Origin of the sequence: Nocardiopsis sp. NPDC058631 (assembly GCF_042716955.1) — a bacterium.
Taxonomy (GTDB): domain Bacteria; phylum Actinomycetota; class Actinomycetes; order Streptosporangiales; family Streptosporangiaceae; genus Nocardiopsis.
This window is the reverse complement of the sequence record NZ_JBHXQY010000024.1, coordinates 49,065-67,562: the sequence shown is the minus strand read 5'-3', so window position 1 is coordinate 67,562 and position 18,498 is coordinate 49,065. Positions and strand designations below refer to the sequence as shown.

The 18,498-nt window shown below is 72.1% G+C and carries 13 protein-coding genes; 7 read left to right on the top strand and 6 right to left on the bottom strand.

Annotated features, from left to right (window positions below):
* The first annotated feature begins 145 nt into the window (after positions 1-145).
* Positions 146-397, top strand: coding sequence for a DUF2795 domain-containing protein (locus ACFWTE_RS11055; protein WP_378779164.1), 252 nt, complete (start codon positions 146-148; stop codon positions 395-397).
* Between the two features lie 4 nt (positions 398-401).
* On the opposite strand, the gene ACFWTE_RS11050 is transcribed toward ACFWTE_RS11055, so the two are convergent.
* Complete coding sequence (locus ACFWTE_RS11050) at positions 402-1,352, bottom strand: fatty acid desaturase family protein (protein WP_378779167.1); 951 nt, start codon at positions 1,350-1,352, stop codon at positions 402-404.
* A gap of 648 nt (positions 1,353-2,000) precedes the next feature.
* Between ACFWTE_RS11050 and ACFWTE_RS11045 the strand changes: the two genes are divergently transcribed.
* Complete coding sequence (locus ACFWTE_RS11045; RefSeq protein WP_378779163.1) at positions 2,001-3,494, top strand: PucR family transcriptional regulator; 1,494 nt, start codon at positions 2,001-2,003, stop codon at positions 3,492-3,494.
* Between the two features lie 232 nt (positions 3,495-3,726).
* Positions 3,727-5,037, top strand: a complete 1,311-nt coding sequence (locus ACFWTE_RS11040) for an MFS transporter (protein WP_378779162.1) — start codon at positions 3,727-3,729, stop codon at positions 5,035-5,037.
* A gap of 65 nt (positions 5,038-5,102) precedes the next feature.
* Here ACFWTE_RS11040 and ACFWTE_RS11035 read toward each other — a convergent pair whose 3' ends face one another.
* Complete coding sequence (locus ACFWTE_RS11035) at positions 5,103-5,981, bottom strand: alpha/beta fold hydrolase (protein ID WP_378779161.1); 879 nt, start codon at positions 5,979-5,981, stop codon at positions 5,103-5,105.
* Between the two features lie 227 nt (positions 5,982-6,208).
* Between ACFWTE_RS11035 and nhaA the strand changes: the two genes are divergently transcribed.
* The 3 genes from nhaA to ACFWTE_RS11020 all read left to right on the top strand — a co-directional run bounded on the left by nhaA (position 6,209) and on the right by ACFWTE_RS11020 (position 9,655).
* Positions 6,209-7,480 (top strand): Na+/H+ antiporter NhaA, encoded by a 1,272-nt coding sequence (gene nhaA, locus ACFWTE_RS11030; RefSeq protein ID WP_378779160.1) that lies wholly within the window; start codon positions 6,209-6,211, stop codon positions 7,478-7,480.
* 280 nt (positions 7,481-7,760) lie between these two features.
* On the top strand, positions 7,761-7,964 hold the full coding sequence (locus ACFWTE_RS11025; RefSeq protein WP_330160347.1) for a cold-shock protein: 204 nt from the start codon (positions 7,761-7,763) through the stop codon (positions 7,962-7,964).
* 251 nt (positions 7,965-8,215) lie between these two features.
* Complete coding sequence (locus ACFWTE_RS11020) at positions 8,216-9,655, top strand: DEAD/DEAH box helicase (protein WP_378779159.1); 1,440 nt, start codon at positions 8,216-8,218, stop codon at positions 9,653-9,655.
* Between the two features lie 93 nt (positions 9,656-9,748).
* Here the strand turns inward: ACFWTE_RS11020 and atzF are convergent, their stop codons facing one another.
* Genes atzF through ACFWTE_RS11005 form a run of 3 tightly spaced genes read right to left on the bottom strand, consistent with a single transcriptional unit; the run spans position 9,749 to position 15,926 of the window.
* Positions 9,749-11,446, bottom strand: coding sequence for an allophanate hydrolase (gene atzF / locus ACFWTE_RS11015; RefSeq protein WP_378779158.1), 1,698 nt, complete (start codon positions 11,444-11,446; stop codon positions 9,749-9,751).
* Positions 11,446-15,108 carry an urea carboxylase gene (uca, locus tag ACFWTE_RS11010; RefSeq protein WP_378779157.1) on the bottom strand — a complete coding sequence of 1,221 codons (3,663 nt, stop codon included), beginning with the start codon at positions 15,106-15,108 and terminating at the stop codon, positions 11,446-11,448. The genes atzF and uca overlap by 1 nt, the downstream gene beginning before the upstream one ends.
* Before the next feature lie 50 nt (positions 15,109-15,158).
* The gene (locus ACFWTE_RS11005; RefSeq protein ID WP_378779156.1) at positions 15,159-15,926 is read right to left on the bottom strand and encodes a GntR family transcriptional regulator; all 768 of its coding nucleotides are present in this window, start codon (positions 15,924-15,926) and stop codon (positions 15,159-15,161) included.
* A gap of 167 nt (positions 15,927-16,093) precedes the next feature.
* Here ACFWTE_RS11005 and ACFWTE_RS11000 point away from each other — a divergent pair, with 167 nt between their 5' ends.
* Positions 16,094-17,047, top strand: a complete 954-nt coding sequence (locus tag ACFWTE_RS11000) for a TAXI family TRAP transporter solute-binding subunit (RefSeq protein WP_378779155.1) — start codon at positions 16,094-16,096, stop codon at positions 17,045-17,047.
* Between the two features lie 48 nt (positions 17,048-17,095).
* Here ACFWTE_RS11000 and ACFWTE_RS10995 read toward each other — a convergent pair whose 3' ends face one another.
* Positions 17,096-18,496 carry an ATP-binding protein gene (locus tag ACFWTE_RS10995; RefSeq protein ID WP_378779154.1) on the bottom strand — a complete coding sequence of 467 codons (1,401 nt, stop codon included), beginning with the start codon at positions 18,494-18,496 and terminating at the stop codon, positions 17,096-17,098.
* Positions 18,497-18,498: the final 2 nt, after the last annotated feature.

The following is an 18,498-nucleotide window of genomic DNA, read 5'->3' as shown; positions in this document are numbered from 1 at the left end:
CTTGCCCCTCGGCCACCGACCCCGCGGCGGTGTGGCTGGGGCACGGGCTCTCACCCACTCGGGTGCTGGGGGGGCCGCGCGTCGTCCGCCTCCCGGCCGGGAGGCGGACGCGGTCGGACCCTCTCACGATCCGGGGGGACCGACCATGGGCGTCAAGCGGGGTATCAGCGGGCTGCGGCAGATCCTGGACCAGATGGACTTTCCGGCGGACAAGGACCAGATCGTCGCCCGTGCCCTGGAGGCGGGCGCTGACGAGGAGATCGTCAGCGCCCTGCGCGCGATGCCGCCCGCCGCCTTCTACGAGGCCAACGAGGTGCTGCGGGCGGTCCCGCTGCCCGAGACCGAGAACGCTCGCACCAAGTCGGCCCGCGCCCGGGAGCGCGGCGATCACCCCTGACGTGTCAGGCCCGCGCGGCTGCGCGCAGCGAGGCTCCCGCCCTGTGCATGTGGGTGAGGGCCTCGACGTGTGAGCGCACGAAACCGGTCTCGTGGTACGGGACCCCGATCTCCGCGCAGAAGTCGCGCACCATCGGCTGGGTCCGGCGCAGGTGCGGGCTGGGCATGTTCGGGAACAGGTGGTGCTCGATCTGGTAGTTGAGGCCGCCGAGCGCGATGTCGATGAACCATCCGCCCCGCACGTTCCGCGAGGTCAGCACCTGCTTGCGGAGGAAGTCGAGCTTCTCGCCCTTCTTCAGCGTGGGCATTCCCTTGTGGTTGGGCGCGAAGATGCAGCCGAGGTAGACGCCGAACAGCCCCTGCTGGATCGCGATGAACGCGAGGGCCTGGAGGGGTTCGAGGACCACGAACACCGCGCCGAGGTAGAGGACGAAGTGCGCCGTGAGGAGCACGCCCTCCAGGACCCGCTGCTTGGTGCTCGGCCGGAACAGGGCGCGCACACTGCCCACGTGCAGGTTGAGGCCCTCCAGGAGCAGGAGCGGGTAGAAGAGGAAGGCCTGCCAGCGGCCGATGAAGGCGGGCACGCCCTTGGCCGCGTGCGCCTGGTCCTCGGACCACACGAAGATGTCCGGCTGGACGTCCGGGTCGAGATCCTCGTGGTTGGGGTTGGCGTGGTGCCGGGTGTGCTTGTCCTGCCACCATCCGTAGCCGAGTCCGATGCCCAGGTTGCCCACGAGCCGGCCGAACACCTCGCTGATGCGTCGGCTCCGGAAGATCTGGAGGTGGGCCAGCTCGTGGGAGACCAGGCCCACCTGCCCGAAGACGGCGGCCATGGCAACGGCCGTGAGCATCTGCCACCACGTGTCGCCGAGAAGGAAGAAGGCGACCCACACGCCGATGAAGGACAGTCCGATCAGGGACAGCCGTACGGCGAAGTACACCGGGGTCCGCTCCATCAGACCGGCTTCCTGAACACGGCGGGACAGCTGGGCGAAGTCACTGCCCCGACGTCGGCCTAGCGTCGTCGCGTCGGCGTCGAGCATGCTCTCTCTCCCCTGAAAAAGTGAACGAAACACTCTTGTGTTCCAGGTAACAGTAAGTGCGGCGAACCTTCCGGACCATGGCACGGCCATGCTGACTTTTCGGGGTGCACGCACCCGTGCGCCCCGCACAGGGGGCCACTTACCATACTTGGTTCCCGTTATGGGTCGTCTCAGTCACCGCTCACCGGTCGCGGGACGGCGTCGCGGCTCCGCGAACCCCGGGAGCCCCGACAGGTAAGCGGGTCCCGGGGCCGGCACCCGTCCTGAACCGTCGGAAGCGGCCCTCCGTAGCACTGGTGGATGATGTTCGACGCCCCCGGACGTGCGGCGCTCCGTGCAGCCCGTGAACGGCTCTCCACACGTGGGACCGCGCCCGCACGGTCTCCTTCGGGTCGACCACGACCGCGTCCTCGACGGACGACCGGCTCCTGGCGGCGGTCGGCGCGCACACCGTCTACCAGGTCCTGGCTACCGCCCACCCCTGGCCACCAGATCACCGGCCATACCGCATCAAGGCGCACAATGGTTCCGAACAGTGCGGACCGACTTCCGGAGTGGAACGTGAGCAAGACCGGCCTGACCGTCAAAGCACTGATGGAGGCGCTCGACGGGGCCGTCCACGGGCTCGTCGCCGCGCCCCGGGGGCTCGGCACGCTCGTGCGAACAGCGGTCGTGGCGCAGGAGGAAGGCCCCCTGCCCACCGCGGCCCTGGTCGTCATCCCCTCCGGTGGGGCCGCGCTCGCCGCGTGGGCCGAGCGACAGGGCGCGAGCGCCGTGGCCGCCACAGGCACCGACGCCGACGGACTCCGCGGCCTCGGCCTGCCCGTGCTGTCGGTGGACCCCTCCCTCGGCCCGGAAGAGTTCGCCGCCCTGGCCCGTGCCGTCCTGGAAACCGATCGGACCGAGTCCCGACACGGCGACCTGTTCTCCCTCGCGCAGACGGTCGCGACACTGACCGGCGGGATCGTCAGCATCGAGGACGCCGCGGGACAGGTCCTCGCCTACTCCGCGTCCGGCGAGGGCGCCGACGAGCTGCGCAGGCAGACCATCCTCGGCCGGGGCTGCCCCGAGTCGTTCCTGGCGCACATGCGCGAGTGGGGGGTCAACGAGCGCATCTGGGCAGGCGAGGTCGTCGAGGTAGCCGAGCGCCCCGACCTCGGCGCCGCCCGCCGCCTCGTCGTGGGGATCAGGGCCGGCGAACGCGCGCTCGGCACCATATGGGTCCAGGTCGGCGATCACCCGCTCGCGCCCACCAGCGTCCAGGTGCTTCACGGCGCGGCCAGACTCGCCTCTGTGCACGTCATGCGCGCCAACAGCGGGGCCCGCAGCACGGGGCGGGACACCGAGGAGCTGTCGGTGGGCCTGCTGACCGGCGCCTTCGACACCGAGGCACTCGCCCGCCACCTGGGGGCGGACCCCTCCACACCGGTCGCGGTGATCGCGCTCGCCCTGCGCGGACCGGAGTCCGATCCGCCCTGGCGGCTCGACCATGCGGCGGAGATCGCCTCCGTGTACGCGGCGGCCTACCGCAAGGACGCCCTGGTCATTCCTGCCTGCGGACTGCTGTACGTGCTGCTCCCCGCCGCTACTGGCCGGCCTCCGGCCGCGTGGGCCGGAGAGCTGGTGCAGGTCCTGCGGGACAACCTGGGCACGCCCGTGCAGGCGGCCGTGGCGGGAACCGCCCCGAGGATGCGCGCAGTGCCCTCGCTGAAGAAGGTGGCCAGCCGGACCCTGGACGTCGTCGCGGACCGCCCCGGGCAGCACGTGACCTCGTTCGAGGAGGTCCGCTCCTCGGTGGTGCTGCGCGACCTGTTCGACACCCTCGCCGACATGCCCCAGCTGCGCGACGACCGCCTCGACGCCCTGGACGGCGAGCAGCGCCGCTCGCTGTCCGCGTACCTGGACGCCTTCGGCGACGTGACGGCGGCGGCCAGACACCTGCACGTGCACCCCAACACGCTGCGGCACCGCGTCAGGCGGATCTGCTCACTGACCGGGCTGGACCTGGACGACGCCGAACAGCGGCTCCTCGCGGCGATCACGCTCAGGGTCTGACCGGGGTACGCCGGATCGCGGTACGGCTCCCGTGCGGTCTCCGCCCGGTCACGAGGACGGCCCCTCGCCCCTCCCCCGGGTCCGGATTGTCGGAATCGACACCGCCCCGGCGTTCATATCGTCCGTTCCGACAAGGGTGGCGCCCGCCGCCCGGACCTAGGCTCCGGCCATACTCGCGGTCCCTCACCCTCGTCGGTCCGCGAAATCCCCGACCTGAGCAGGAGCTCTGGACATGAGCGCGGACACCACGCAGGCGCGGCCGCCGAGGACCAAGGTCCTCATCGCGAGCCTGACCGGCAGCACGATCGAGTGGTTCGACTTCTTCCTCTACGGCACAGCAGCGGCCCTGATCTTCAACAAGCTGTTCTTCCCCTCGGACGACCCGCTCGTCTCTCTGATGCTGTCGTACCTGACCTTCTCGCTGACGTTCTTCATCCGCCCGCTGGGCGGCGTGATCTTCTCGCACATCGGTGACCGGATCGGCCGCAAGAAAACACTGATCATCACGCTCTCCCTCATGGGCGGGGCAACGATGTTCATCGGTCTGCTGCCCACCTACGAGAGCATCGGAGTCCTCGCCCCCGTCCTCCTCATCCTGTTGAGGATCATCCAGGGCATGGGCATCGGCGGCGAGTGGGGCGGTGCCCTGCTGCTCGCCTACGAGTACGCGCCCAAGGAGCGCCGCGGCTTCTTCGGCAGCGTGCCCCAGATGGGCATCACCCTGGGCATGCTGCTGGCCAGCCTCGCCCTGACCCTCATGTCGCTGCTGCCCGAGGCAGAGTTCGAGGCGTGGGGCTGGCGGGTGCCGTTCATCGGCAGCGTCCTGCTGGTGCTGCTGGGCCTGTGGATCCGCTCCGGGATCGACGAGACCCCGTCCTTCCAGAAGGCCAAGGAGGAGGGGAACGTCGCCAAACTGCCCGTCGTGGAGACCTTCCGCTTCCACTGGCGCGCGGTGCTGGTCGCCGTCGGCGCCAAGGTCGTGGAGACCGCACCGTTCTACATCTTCGGCACGTTCGTGGTCAGCTACGCCACGGGCACGCTGTCCTTCGACAACACGGCCGCGCTCAACGCGGTGACCGTCGGCGCGATCGTCGCGACCGTGTGCATCCCTCTGTCGGGCCGCCTCTCGGACACCTTCGGCCGCCAGAGGGTCTACCTGGTCGGTGCGGTCCTCCTCGCGCTGTTCGCCGCCCCGTACTTCCTCATGCTGGGTACCGGCAGCGTAGCCATGCTGGTTCTCGCCACCGTGATCGGCCTCGGCGTGTTCTGGGCTCCGGTGACCGCGACCATCGGCACCCTGAGCTCGGAGATCTTCTCCACCCGCGTGCGGTACACGGGCGTCACCCTGGGATACCAGATCGGCGCCGCCCTGGCGGGCGGCACCGCGCCGCTGATCGCGACCTGGCTCCTGTCACGGTTCGACAACTCGTGGGTGCCGATCGCCGCGTACCTGGTGTTCACGGCGCTCATCTCCATCGTGGCCGTGTCCCTGGCACACCGCGTCTCCAGGGCCGAGCTGGAACGCTCCGGGGACCGGGTGTGACCCGGACCCCGTGGCAGGGGGCGGTTCCGCGGCGGTCGCGGAGCCGCCCCCTTCCCCGTGTTCGGTCAGTCGACCGAGCGGAGCAGTTCCGCGACGCGCTCCGGCTGCTCGTCCATGGCGAGGTGGCCGGCGCCCTCCATGACGACGACGTCGGCGTCCAGGAAGCGGCGGGCGGGTCCGTGCAGGCGTGCCGGGGAGTAGAAGACGTCGTCGGACCCGGTGGCCACCACCACCGGGGTGTTCTCCCAGGGGCGCAGGCACTCCAGGGGAAGCGGCCCCGGGGCCAGGCTGGTGCGGCAGTGGCGGCCGACCAGCGTCATCCACGGGGCGAAGGGGTGCGGGCCCGGGGAGACGTGGGCCGGGCCGCTCATGAAGTTGAGCAGGCGGGTGCTCTTGTCGTCCCGGGGGCCGATCATCCACGGCAGGGTGGCGCGCATCAGCTCGGGCGTCTTGGCCGCCGCCGTCAGCCCCGCGGGTCCGACCATCACCACGGCGTGGACCAGCGGGGAGGGCCTGGCCGCCAGGGCCACCGCGGAGCCGAGCGAGTGCGTGAGCAGGGTGACGGGCCGCTCGGTCAGGAGGGGCAGGACCTCGTCGAACCACGCGCCGTACGCCGCCGCGCGGTCGGCCCTGGGCCGGATCCCGACGCTGAGGCCGGGCTGCCCGGGCAGGTCGACGAGGGTGACCGGGCGGTCCCTGGCGATGACCCTCGCGGTGTCCACGGACGTCGCGGAGTTGAAGTTGGTCCCGCTGAGGACGAGTACGGGTGTGGCGCCGCCGCCCGGCGCACGGAAGGCCCGCGTCGGGCCCAGGGCTGTGGCGAGTTCCGGCAGCGCCGTGAGGGCGGGCCAGCCGTCGATCCGTTCCTCGCACCAGGCGCGGACCGCGCGGGCGCCGACCGCGGAACGGTAGATGTGGGTGCCGTGGGGGCTGGACTCGGACATCGGACACCTGTTGTTTCCGCATAGGCGACAGCTACCGCCGACCAGTCTTCCCGGCACACCTGCGAAGCAGCGTACTCCACGCGTGTCGGCGCGCCCCCAGGAACGGACACAGGCCTCTGGAGTGGACATTCGTCCCATCTTCGGCGAGCATAGGCGCGGCGCGAAGGCGCCTAGGTGTGCCGGGAAGACTGGTCGGCGAGTCCCGACCCATACCCGGAGAGTCACACATGAGCCTTGACCCGATTCAGCCCACCACGGCCAGGGGGGCCGTCTCGCGCTTCGCGGACGCCCTGCGCAGTGACTCCGTCGGAGGCTTCCTCCTGATCGGCGCCGCGCTCGTCGCCCTCGTCTGGATCAACTCCCCGCTCGGCGCGGTCTACGAGAACCTGCGCGCGATCACCTTCGGCCCCGAGTCGCTGCACCTGAACCTGTCCATGGAGACCTGGGCGGCCGACGGCCTGCTGGCGGTGTTCTTCTTCGTCGTCGGCAACGAGCTCAAGCAGGAGTTCGTGCACGGCGAGCTGCGCAACCCGCGACGGGCGATGCTGCCGATCGTGGCGGCGATCTGCGGCATGATCGTGCCCGCCTCCCTCTACGCGGCGATCAACATCACATCCCCGGACACCCTCCAGGGCTGGGGCATCCCGATGGCGACCGACATCGCCTTCGCCGTCGCGATCCTCGCCGTCGTCGGCCGCGGTCTTCCCCCGGCCCTGCGCACGTTCCTGCTGACCCTGGCGATCGTGGACGACCTCGGCGCGGTGATCGTGATCGCGGTGTTCTACACCTCCGGCATCAACTTCCTGGCGCTGCTGGCCGCCGCCGTCGGCCTGGTGCTGTTCTGGTACCTCCAGCGCGGGAAGGGCCTCGCCGCGAAGCTCAACGCCTCCGCGCTGCCCAACTGGATCGTGTACATCCCCCTGGCGCTCGTCATCTGGGGTCTGGTGCACGAGAGCGGTGTGCACGCCACCATCGCCGGTGTGGCCATGGGCCTGCTGATGCGGACCACGAAGCTGCCCGGTGAGGCGTACGACCCCAGCCACCGCGTGGAGCACGTGCTGCGCCCCTGGTCCGCCGGACTAGCCCTGCCGATCTTCGCGTTCTTCTCCGCGGGCGTGGTCTTCGACGGTGTCGGGGAGGTCCTCACCGACAGCGCGGCCCTGGGCATCATCGCCGGCCTCATCCTGGGCAAGGTGATCGGTATCGCGGGCGGCTCGTGGCTGACCACGAAGCTCACCCGCGCCGAGCTCAACCCGAGCCTGAAGTGGATCGACATCGTCGGCATGTCCCAGCTCGCGGGCATCGGGTTCACCGTGTCCCTGCTGATCAGCGAACTGTCGTTCGCGGACTCGCCAGAGCACCTGGCCCACGCCAAGACGGGCGTGCTGGTCGCGTCCCTGATCGCGACGCTGCTGGCCTCGGTCATCCTGGGCGCCCGGGCACGGCACTACAGGCGGCTCAGGCACGGCATGTCCCCCGCGGACACGGCCGGGGACTGAGCCCGGGGTGCCGGGGTGCCGGAACGCGGCCAGAGTCCAACGCACACACGAGGTCAGTCGATACCGGGTCACACCGTGCTCTGACACACACGACAATCCTCGCGACACCGAAACCAGGGTGTGCTAAGTTTACTCCAGTTGCAGTTGTGATTCCCGTTGGATTTTGCGTTGTTCGGCCTTCAGGCTGGGTCTTCTTCAGGGTTCGTTATTCGGGTGGTCATCACGGTGACGGGGAAGCCGTCAGATTGCGGTTTTCCGTGCCCAGAACTAAGGAGAAAACATGGCTACTGGTACCGTCAAGTGGTTCAACGGTGACAAGGGCTTCGGCTTCATCGAGCAGGACGGCGGCGGCCCCGACGTCTTCGCCCACTACAGCAACATCCAGGCCACTGGCTTCCGCGAGCTCCAGGAAGGTCAGGCCGTGCAGTTCGACGCCACCCAGGGCCCGAAGGGTCTCCAGGCCGAGAACATCGTCCTGATCTAACGGAGCCCCGCGCTCCGGCCACGACAGAGGCCCGCCCTCCGGGTGCAGGGCCTCTGTCCCTTTTTCATGTTTTTCCGGGCCGGTCTTCTGGCCGTCGACTGCCGACAGGCACCGGCCCCACCACCCCACCCCACAGCGTGCTCTCCGCGTGGGCCGTGGAAATCGCAGAATCTTGCGGCGCACCACCGATGCTTCACGTCGAAGCCCCTGGGGCTTCCTCGACCGGCGCGCGCCGTCGACGAAAGGCTCGTATGAACCATCCGTCCCGCGTGAACGGACAACGGCGCTCCTCCGGCGGCACCGGCCACAGCGCCGCCGCCTATGGCCGCTCCCGCCCCCGTCGCCCCTCTGGACGCCCCTCGGGCGGCAGGGCCCCCTCCGGCCGTTCGGCCGGGGAGTTCGCCCTCCCCGTCTCCACCACCCCGGCGCTCGACCCTGTGTCCACCTTCCAGGAACTGGACATGCCAGCGCCGCTGAAGTCGACCCTGGCCCGTCAGGGCCTGACGACCCCGTCGGCCATCCAGTCGGCGACCCTGCCCAACTCCCTGGCCGGGCGCGACGTCCTGGGACGCAGCCAGACCGGCTCCGGCAAGACGCTGGCCTTCGGGCTCGCGCTGCTCGCCCGTCTGAACGGGCGGACCGCACAGCCCCGCCAGCCGCTGGCCCTGGTGCTGGCCCCCACCCGTGAGCTGGCCCAGCAGGTGGCCGACTCCCTGACGCCCTACGCGCGCTCACTGAAGCTGAACCTGACCACCGTCGTGGGCGGGATGCCGATCTCCCGCCAGGCCCGGGCACTGCGCCAGGGCGTCGAGCTGGTCGTGGCCACCCCGGGCCGCCTGCGCGACCTGGTCGAGCGGGGCGACTGCGTCCTGGACCAGGTGGACGTCGCCGTCCTGGACGAGGCCGACCAGATGACCGACATGGGGTTCATGCCCCAGGTCACCGCGATCCTCCAGCAGGTGCCGGTCGGCGGGCAGCGGATGCTGTTCTCCGCGACCCTGGACCGCAACGTCGACACCCTGGTCCGCCGCTTCCTGAACGACCCCGTCGTGCACTCGGTGGACCCGACCGCCGGCGCGGTCACCACCATGGAGCACCACGTCCTGCACGTGTCCAACGCCGACAAGCAGGCCACGGCGACGCACATCGCCTCCCGCGACGGCCAGGTGATCATGTTCCTCGACACCAAGCACGCCGTGGACAAGATGGCCAAGCACCTGCTCGCCAACGGCGTGCGGGCGGCCGCCCTGCACGGCGGCCGGTCGCAGCCGCAGCGCACCCGGACCCTCAAGCAGTTCAAGGACGGTACGGTGAGCGCGCTGGTGGCGACCAACGTGGCCGCCCGGGGCATCCACATCGACGGCCTGGACCTGGTCGTCAACATCGACCCGCCGACCGACCACAAGGACTACCTGCACCGTGGCGGACGCACCGCCCGCGCGGGCGAGTCCGGCAACGTGGTCACGCTGGTCCTGCCCAGCCAGCGCCGTGAGATGGCGCGCCTGATGAGCCGTGCGCAGGTCGAGGCGCAGACCGCGCAGGTCAGCTCGCAGGACCCGGAGCTGGTCAGGGTGACCGGCGCCCGCACGCCCTCGGGCGTGCCGGTGACGCTTCCGGCGGAGCCCCGCCAGGAGGCTTCCCGGTCCAGCAGGCCCCCGTCGAGGGCCAGGCGCCGGCCGCGCCACTACTGATCCGGCGCCCCGGGCTCCGGGGAACGGCACCGGTCGTACGAGGAACGGCCCCCTTCCACGTGTGGAAGGGGGCCGTTCCCGTACCCGGGGGCTTCAGCCCGCCAGGGACCTGCGGTAGGCGAGCCAGCCGCCGTGGCGGGTGATGTCCTGCGCGCCCTCGGCCGAGGCCGGGTCGCACCCGAAGCCGACCACCGTGCGGCCGTCGGCCAGGGTCACCGCACCCAGGGACATGGGTGCGGGTAGCGCGGCCAGGAACGTCCCGAGACCCGCCGGGGAGATCCTCCAGACCTCGCAGCGCACGGACGCTCCGCCCCCGCCGACGCGGAGCAGACCGGGTTTGGGCGGCGTGGTCGGCAGGGCGACCATCCGGTAGTCGGCGCTGGTGGCCTCCTCCGCGACGAACCGGGCTCCCCGGTCGGTGAGCTGGTGGTGGAGCGGCTGTCCGCGCAGGTGTGCGCCGAACACCGCCAGTTCGACACCGGGCTCCGGGTAGGCCCCGCCCCGTTCCTCGCCGACGAGGTCGGCCGCCAGGTCCAGGGCCACTTGGTCCTCGAACGCACGGGTGATGACGCTGACCCCGAACGGGTGGCCGTCGGCGGTCCCCGCCGGAACCGCGACCGCCGCCATGTCCAGCAGGTTCACGAAGTTCGTGTAGGTGCCCAGTCGCGAGTTCGCGCCCACCGGGTCGGCGGCGACCTCCGCCAGCGAGGGGTGGCCGACCGTGGTGGGCAGGACCAGCGCGTCGAAGCCGGCCAGGAGCGCGCGTGCGGTCGCCTTGTAGGCGGCCAACCGGTGCTGGTCGGCGGCCAGGCGGTGGGCGGGGACGTCACCGGCGGCCAGGACGATCCCGGCCACGGTGGGGTCGGCGCCCTCGGGGTGCCCGGCCAGGAACTCACCCACGGCGGCATGGCGTTCGGCGACCAGCGCCCCGTCGTAGAGCAGCCGGGCCGCCTCCAGCAGCGGGGCCACGTCCACCTCGGCGACCTCCGTCCCGGACTTGCGCAGCACGTCCACAGCTGTGTGGAAGGCCGTGCGCTCGGCGGCACCGAGCGGTTCCAGCCCTTCCTCCGCGGGCACCGCCACCTTCCCCCGACCGCGCGGGGCGAGCCTCACGTCGGCGGGCCAGTCCCGGCTGAAGGGGTCGCCGGCGTCGGGCCCGGTCATCACGGCCAGTGCCGCGCGCCCCGAGGCGAGGTCGCGGGAGAACACGGTGACGCAGTCGTAGGGGCGGGCCGCCGGGACCACCCCGGACGACGGCACCAGTCCGAGCGTGGGTTTGAGACCGACGAGACCGTGCAGGGCGGCGGGTACGCGCCCCGAACCGGCCGTGTCGGTGCCCAGGGCGATATCGGCGACCCCCAGGGCGACGGCCACGGCCGAGCCGGAGCTGGACCCCCCGGAGACCCGTGCGGGGTCGAAGGCGTTGCGGACCGCGCCGTACGGGCTGCGGGTGCCCACCAGGCCCGTCGCGAACTGGTCGAGGTTGGTCTTGCCGAGCACGAGCGCGCCCGCGCCCACCAGTCGCGCCACCGCGGGTGCGCTCACCTTCGGGGTGTACGCGTAGCCGGGGTGGCCGGCGGTCGTCGGCAGGCCCGCCACGTCGATGTTGTCCTTGACCGCCAGGAGAGTCCCGGCCAGCGGCAGGTCCTCCCCCGACGCGAGGCGGTCCTCCAGGGCTTCGGCCTCCACGGCCAGCTCCTGCTCCGGGCGCAGGGTGACCCATACCTCGGGCCGGTCGGCCTCGCTGATCCGCCGGTAGGCGGAGCGGACGCGGTCGGTGGGGTGGGGCATCAGGCGGGTTCTCCTTGCGTGATGACGGCGATGGCGCTTCCCGGGTCGAGGTGCTGGCCCGGTCCGACGAGGATGTCCGAGATCCTTCCCGCGCAGGGTGCGCGGACCACGACCTCCAGCTTCATGGCTTCGAGACGGACCACGGGCTGTCCCTTCTCCACCGTGTCGCCGGGGGCCGCGTCCACCTTCCAGACGGAGCCGGACAGGGGCGCCTCGACCAGTGCGGCGCCGGACGGCAGGTCGAGCGCGGCGGGTGTGACGGGGGTGGGCTCGGGCCGGTCCTCGAACTCGCCCGCGGCCTCCCAGGCCCGGCGTTCGGCCTCGAACGCCGCGGCCTGGCGTCGCTCGAACGCCCGGATGGACCCGGCGTTGCGGGCGAGGAACCGCTCGTGGTCGGCGAGGACGAACTCCCCGTCCCCGATGGCGAGCTCGTGGCGGCCGGCGAGCAGGTCGGCGCGGACGTCGAGGAGCTCCTCGTGGCCGACCGGGTACCAGCTGATCCGGTCGAAGAACCGCAGGAGCCACGGGGTCCCCGGCTCGAACGGGCCGTACTGGCGCAGCCCCGACCAGATGGGGACGGTGCGGCCGATGAGCTGGTAGCCGCCGGGGCTCTCCATGCCGTAGACGCACAGGTAGGCGCCGCCGATGCCGACCCCCGCCTCGGGGGTCCAGGTGCGCGCGGGGCTGTACTTGGTGGTGACGAGCCGGTGCCGGGGGTCGAGCGGGGTGGCGGCGGGCGCGCCCAGGTACACGTCTCCCAACCCCAGGACCAGGTAGGAGGCGTCGAAGACGATGTCCCGGACCTGCCCGACCGAGTCGAGGCCGTTGACGCGGCGGATGAACTCGATGTTGTCGGGGTTCCAGGGGGCGTCGTCGCGCACGCCCGTCCGGTAGCGGGCGACGGCCTCGTGGATGGACGGGTCGTCGAAGGAGAGGGGGAGGTGCAGGGTGCGGCTCGGCACCCGCAGCCGGGAGGTGGGCGGGAGTTCGGCCTCGATCTCCCGGAGGAGGCCGAGGAGGGTGCGCAGGGGCAGCACCGCCGGGTCGGTGTGCAGGTGCAGGGACCGCACCCCGGGCGTGACGTCCACGATCCCGGCGGGCGCGGCCAGGTCGAGGGCGGCCATGAGGGCGTGGACGCGCAGGCGCAGGCCCAGGTCGAGCTCCATGGGCCCGTACTCGACCAGGATGTTGTCGTGGCCGCCGCGCCGGTAGGTGACCTCGGGCGCGCCCTCGCCCGCCGGGACGCGGGCGAGGACGCCGTCGTCGCCGTCGGAGCCCGTGCCGCGCAGGAGCGGGGCCGCGGTGGGCTCGGAGTGCAGCCGTTCGGCGGCGGCCTCCGTGACCGGGTGGAACCGGACGGTGTCGCCGGGGCGGAGCTGTCCGACCTTCCAGCGGGAGCCGGTGACGACCGTCACCGGGCAGACGAATCCGCCCAGGCTGGGACCGTCGGGGCCCAGGAGCACGGGGGTGTCGCCGGAGAGGTTGACGGCGCCGATGGAGTAGGCGGTGTCGTGGACGTTGGAGGGGTGCAGTCCGGCCTGGCCGCCGTCCGGGCGCGCCCAGGCCTGCTTGGGGCCGGAGAGCCGGACGCCGTTGCGGGCGGACTGCGGGTGGACCTTCCAGGCGGTGGCGTAGAAGGCGGCCAGGCCCTCGCGGGTCAGGAACTCGGGGGCGGCGTGCGGCCCCTCGGACACCTCCACGTCCCAGTGGGTGTTCCTGCCGGCGGTGGTGGCCGGGGAAGGCTCGCCCTCCCGTGCTCCGGGGGGCGCGGCCGTGTCCGGCGGGGCGTCGAAGTCGGGGCGTTCGGCCGCGGGGACCGGTCGGGGCGCGGGTGCCCCTGCCCGGGCGGGGGCGGGGCGCAGGACGTCTCCGAGGCGCAGGGCACGGCCGCTGTGGCCGCCGTACTCCCCGGCGGTGAACGTGGACGCGCTGCCCAGGTACCCGGGCACGTCCAACCCTCCGCGGACCAGCACGTACGTGCGCATGCCGGGCCCTCGGGCGGGGCCGACGTCGAGGAGTCCGCCGGCGGGGACCCCGACCGGCTCCCACTGGGCGACCGGTTCCCCGTCCACGGTGACGTCGGCGGGGGCTCCGGTGACGCACACCGTGGACGGGGCGGAGAACCGCAGCGCCGGGCCCTCGATGGTGCACTCCAGGCCGGGTGCGCCCTCCGGGTTGCCCAGGGCGCGATTGCCCAGGCGCAGGGACAGGTCGTCCATGGCGCCCGACGGGGGGACGCCGACCTGCCAGTAGCCCGTGCGTCCGGGGAAGTCCTGGACGGTGGTGAGGGTTCCGGCCCGCTCCACCTCGACGCGGGGCTCCGGATCACCGACCGTGGCACACGTGGCCGTGGTGTGCCCGACCGCGCGGACGCCGGCGTGACCGGCGAGGGCGCGCAGCAGGCCCAGGTTGGTCTGGAGGCCGTCGACGCGTACCTCCGCGAGGGCGTCACCGAGCCGGTCGAGTGCCTCGGCCCGGTCGGTACCGCACACGACGACCTTGGCGAGCAGGGGGTCGTAGTCGCTGGTGACACGCTGTCCGGCCTCGATCCAGCCGTCCACCCGCACCCCGGGCGGGGTCTCGAAACGGGTGACCAGACCGGAACTGGGCCGGAAGTCGTGGGCGGGGTCCTCGGCGTACACGCGGGCCTCGACCGCGTGTCCGGTGCGCGCCGGCCCCTCCGGGGGTACGTCGGCGAGGACGTCCTCGCCCCGGGCCAGGCGCAGCATCCACGCGACCAGGTCGACCCCGGTGATCTCCTCGGTCACCGGGTGCTCCACCTGGAGCCGTGTGTTGACCTCCAGGAAGGAGGCCTCGGCGCGTTCGACGTCGTAGACGAACTCCACCGTCCCGGCGCTGCGGTAGGACACGCCCGCGCACAGGTCGCGTGCGGTGCGGTGGAGTTCGGCGCGCAGGCCGTCGGAGAGCCCCGGCGCGGGGGCCTCCTCGACGACCTTCTGGTTGCGGCGCTGGAGGGAGCAGTCGCGGTCCCCCAGGGTGACGACGTTGCCGCGGCCGTCGCCGAACACCTGGACCTCGACGTGGCGGGCGCGCGAGACGAACCGCTCCACGAACACGCCCCCGCCGCCGAAGTGGGTCGCGGCCATCCGGCTGACCTGGTCGAAGGCCGCGCGGAGGGTCTCCTCGTCGGCGCACGGGCGCAGACCGATCCCGCCGCCTCCGGAGGTGGCCTTGAGGATGACGGGGTAGCCGATGCGCTCGGCGGCGGTGACCGCCTGCTCCACGTCGGGGAGGGTCTCGCTGCCCGCGACCATGGGGAGCCCGGCCGCGGCGGCGGCCTTGCGCGCGGTGTGCTTGTCGCCGAACTCCTCCAGGTGGCGGGGTTCGGGTCCGACGAACACCAGTCCGGCGGCCTCGACGGCGTGGGCGAACTCCGCGCTCTCGGACAGGAAGCCGTAACCGGGGTGGACGGCCCCGGCGCCCGTCGCCGCGGCCGCCGCCAGGACGCGTTCGATGTCGAGGTAGCTCTCGGCGGCCGGGGCCGGCCCGAGCCGTACGGCCTCGTCGGCGAGCCGGGTGTGGAGGGCACCGGCGTCGGCGTCGGAGTACACCGCCACGGTGCGCAGGCCGAGGTCGCGGGCGGAGCGGATGATGCGGCAGGCGATCTCGCCGCGGTTGGCGACGAGCACGGAGTCGAACACGGTGGCTCTCCTTGGTCCGATGATCAGTGCGGCGGGGCGGGGCGTCCGGGTCAGAGGGCGTCGGAGTGGAGGGCCATCTGCGTCAGCGCGCGCCGTGCGCGCTCCAGGACGACCTCCATGGACGCGCCGACGTGCTCGTGCAGGGCGCGGTAGGCGGAGTCGAGTTCGCCCGCGATGAGGTGTTCGGTGATACGGATGTGCTCGGTGATGGTGGAGGTGATCCGGTCCCCGGTCAGGAAGTCGTACATGCGGACCCGGCGGATGCGCTGGTTGACGGAGACCAGGGAGTCGGTGAGGGCCCGGTTGCCGGAGGCGCGGGAGAGGGCTGCGTGGAACTCCTCGTCCACAAGGACGAAGGAGGGGTCCGGCGCGGGAGGGTCGGCGCGGAGCTTCTCCCACCGTTCCAGTTCGGTCAGGAGGATGTCGGGGTCGTGCCTGACGGTGGGGTCCTCGATGGCGCGGGAGATACCGCGGAGTTCGAGGGTGACCCTGAGCTCGTAGAGGTCGCGGAGCTCGGCGAGGTTGGGCACGGTGGCGTAGAAGCCGTTCTCGCGGCGCTCGACCAGGCCGTCCGAGTGCAGGCGGGCGAGTGCCTCGCGCACAGGGGTGCGGGAGACGCCGAAGCGCTCGGCGAGCCGGACCTCGCCCAGCCGGGTGTGGGGGGCGGTCCGCCCGCTCAGGACCTCTTCGCGCATCAGGGCGTAGACCCGGTCCCGGCGCGAGGTGGCGGTTCGCTCCGCCCTCTCGCCCGTCTGCCGCCCGCCGTGGAGGGAAGCCTCCGCGGCGGGTCCCGCCTCCGTATACATCGGTGTGTCCATGGGGCCCGACGCTAGGAAGGGCGTGTTTCGACGGCCCTGCCTCCCCGTGAAGCCTGCGTTTCCGCGTGTTTCGTACCTGTGTGCGCGCGGTGTCACGAACGGGGGCCGGTGGAGCCCGGACGGGGTTCCCGTCCCCGGCGGCCGTCCGGCCTGCCTAAGCTGCATTCATGTATCCGATGGGACCGAACCGGCGCAGCGTGCTGCTGGGTGCGGCGGGGGCCGCCGTCGCCGCGGCCGCGGGCGGTTGCTCGCGCGGTCCCGAGTACGGGATCACCGATCTGGTCGTCGCCACGGGGCCGCCCGGCGCGGTCTTCCGGGAGATCGGCGCGAAGTTCGCCATCCTGCTCCGGGAGTCGTTGCCCTCCCTGGAGGTGACGACGGTGCAGACCGGCGCCTCCCTCGACAACCTGTACCTGCTGGACGACGGCGCGGCGGACCTGGGTTTCGCCAGCCTCGACACCGTGCTGTCGTACGAGAACGACACCGGCTCGGGTGCCTGGCTCAACGCCGTCGGACGCCTCTATGACAGCTTCGTCCACCTGGTCGTCCTCGACGACTCGCCCGTGCGCGAACTCTCCGATCTGGAGGGCCTGCGGGTGTCCGTGGGGTCGGTCAACTCCGGCACCGAGTTCACCGTCGCCGAGATCCTGGAGAGGACCGGGCTGACCGTGGACTCCGTCCGGCTCGACCAGGCCGCCTCGGCCGAGGCCCTGTCCTCGGGGGAGATCGACGCCATGTTCTCGCTGACCGGGCTGCCGACCCCGGCCGTCGCCGATCTCGCCGACAGGCACGCGGTGCGGCTGATCGACCTCGCCGACACGGCCGACGTGATGGCCGACGCCTACCCGGAGGCCTACTTCCCGGCGACGCTCCCCGCGACCACCTACTCGGAGGTCCCGGCCTGCCCGACCATGTCCATCCCCAACCTGCTGCTGTGCCGGGCGAACCTGGACGACGCCCTGGCCTACCAGGTCACCGAGACCGTCTACCGGGGCCAGGCGCGGCTGGCGGCCCAGCGCCCGGAGGCCGCGCAGATCAACGTGCGTACCGGCATCTCCACCGGTGTCGTCCCCCTGCACCCCGGTTCCGAACGCTGGTACCGGGCCAACAAGCCCGCCTGAGGCGGCACGGCCGGGGCGGGTCCGGACCGCGGGTGCCGTCCGACCGGTTCAGCCCCCGGTGTCGCGCACCGGCGGAAGAGTGATCACCACGCCCAGCCCGCGGCGCTCCCCTCCGGGCAGGCCGGGTCCCAGCGTGAGTCGCCCGCCGGCCTCCCGGACCAGGTCGGCGACGATGGCCAGGCCCAGGCCGGTGCCTTCGGTGTTCTGGTGCTGCGGAGAACGCCAGAACCGCTCCAGTGCCGCCGTGTACTGCTCCTCCGCCAGGCCGTCGCCGTCGTCCAGCACGCTGATCCGCACCGGGTCACCGCTGACGGCCTCCACCACCACGCGGGTACCGCCGGACAGTCGCAGGGCGTTGCTGACCAGTTCGTCGAGGATGCTGCCCAGGCCGCCCGCCGGGGCGTACACGCGCACCCCGGCGGGGACCTCGGTGGTGACGGCGATGCCCCGGGCGTCGCCCAGTGCCCTCCAGCGCTCCACCCTGCTCTCCAGGACCTCGGCGGCCTCCACGGCCTCGGTCCCGGTGACGCTCTCCAGGCGGGTGGCGGCCAGCAGCGAGTTCAACATCCTGTGCATGACCGTCGCCTCGTCGATGGCGATCTCGTGGGCCTCTCTGGCCTCGGGGGTCTCCAGGTGCGGTGCGAGGTTCTCCACGGACAACCGCAGGCTGGCAAGGGGGTTGCGCAGCTGGTGGGAGGCCTCGGAGACGAACGAGCGCTGGCGTTCCAGGGCCCTGCGCACCACCTCCACCATCGTGTTGAACGACTCGGTGAGGCGGCGCAGCTCCGGCGGGCCGCGCTCGGCGTCCACGTGGACGTCGAGGTCGCCCGAGGCGACCGCGGTCGTGGCGGCGTCCAGCTTGCGGATGGGCCGCAGCACCCAGCGGGAGAGCGGCATCGACGCCGTCACCAGCACGGTGAGGGGCACGATGCTGAGCAGTCCGAGCAGGCCCCAGACCTGGAGGATGTCGGAGCCGAGTTCACGGGTGGGGGCGACCACCACCACCGCTCCCGCGACCTCGCTGTCGCGCCCGATGGGTTCGGCGACCACCAGCGGATCGGGGTCCCACGGCCACACGGTGGACGGCGGGGCCGGGCGCTCCCCCGCCAGCGCGGCGCCGACGGTCCCCGGGTCGGGGATCCCGTCGAGGACGCCACGCATCCGGTGCAGGTCCCCGGAGCCGACGATGAGCTGCCCGTCGGGCGCCACGACGAGTGCCGGGATTCCGTACAGCTCCTCGTAGCGGGCCATCTCCTGGGCGAGGGGGTCGAGGCGGTCGGTCTCCAGGACGGTGCGGGCCAGGGAGGCGAACCTCCCGGCGTCACCCAGCCTGTCGACGTACACCTCCTGGGTCCGCTGCTGGGCGATGACCGTGCCCAGGGGGACGAACACGGCGGCGACGATCACGAACGCGACCGGGAGCAGGATGGCGAGCAGGCGCCGCAGCAACG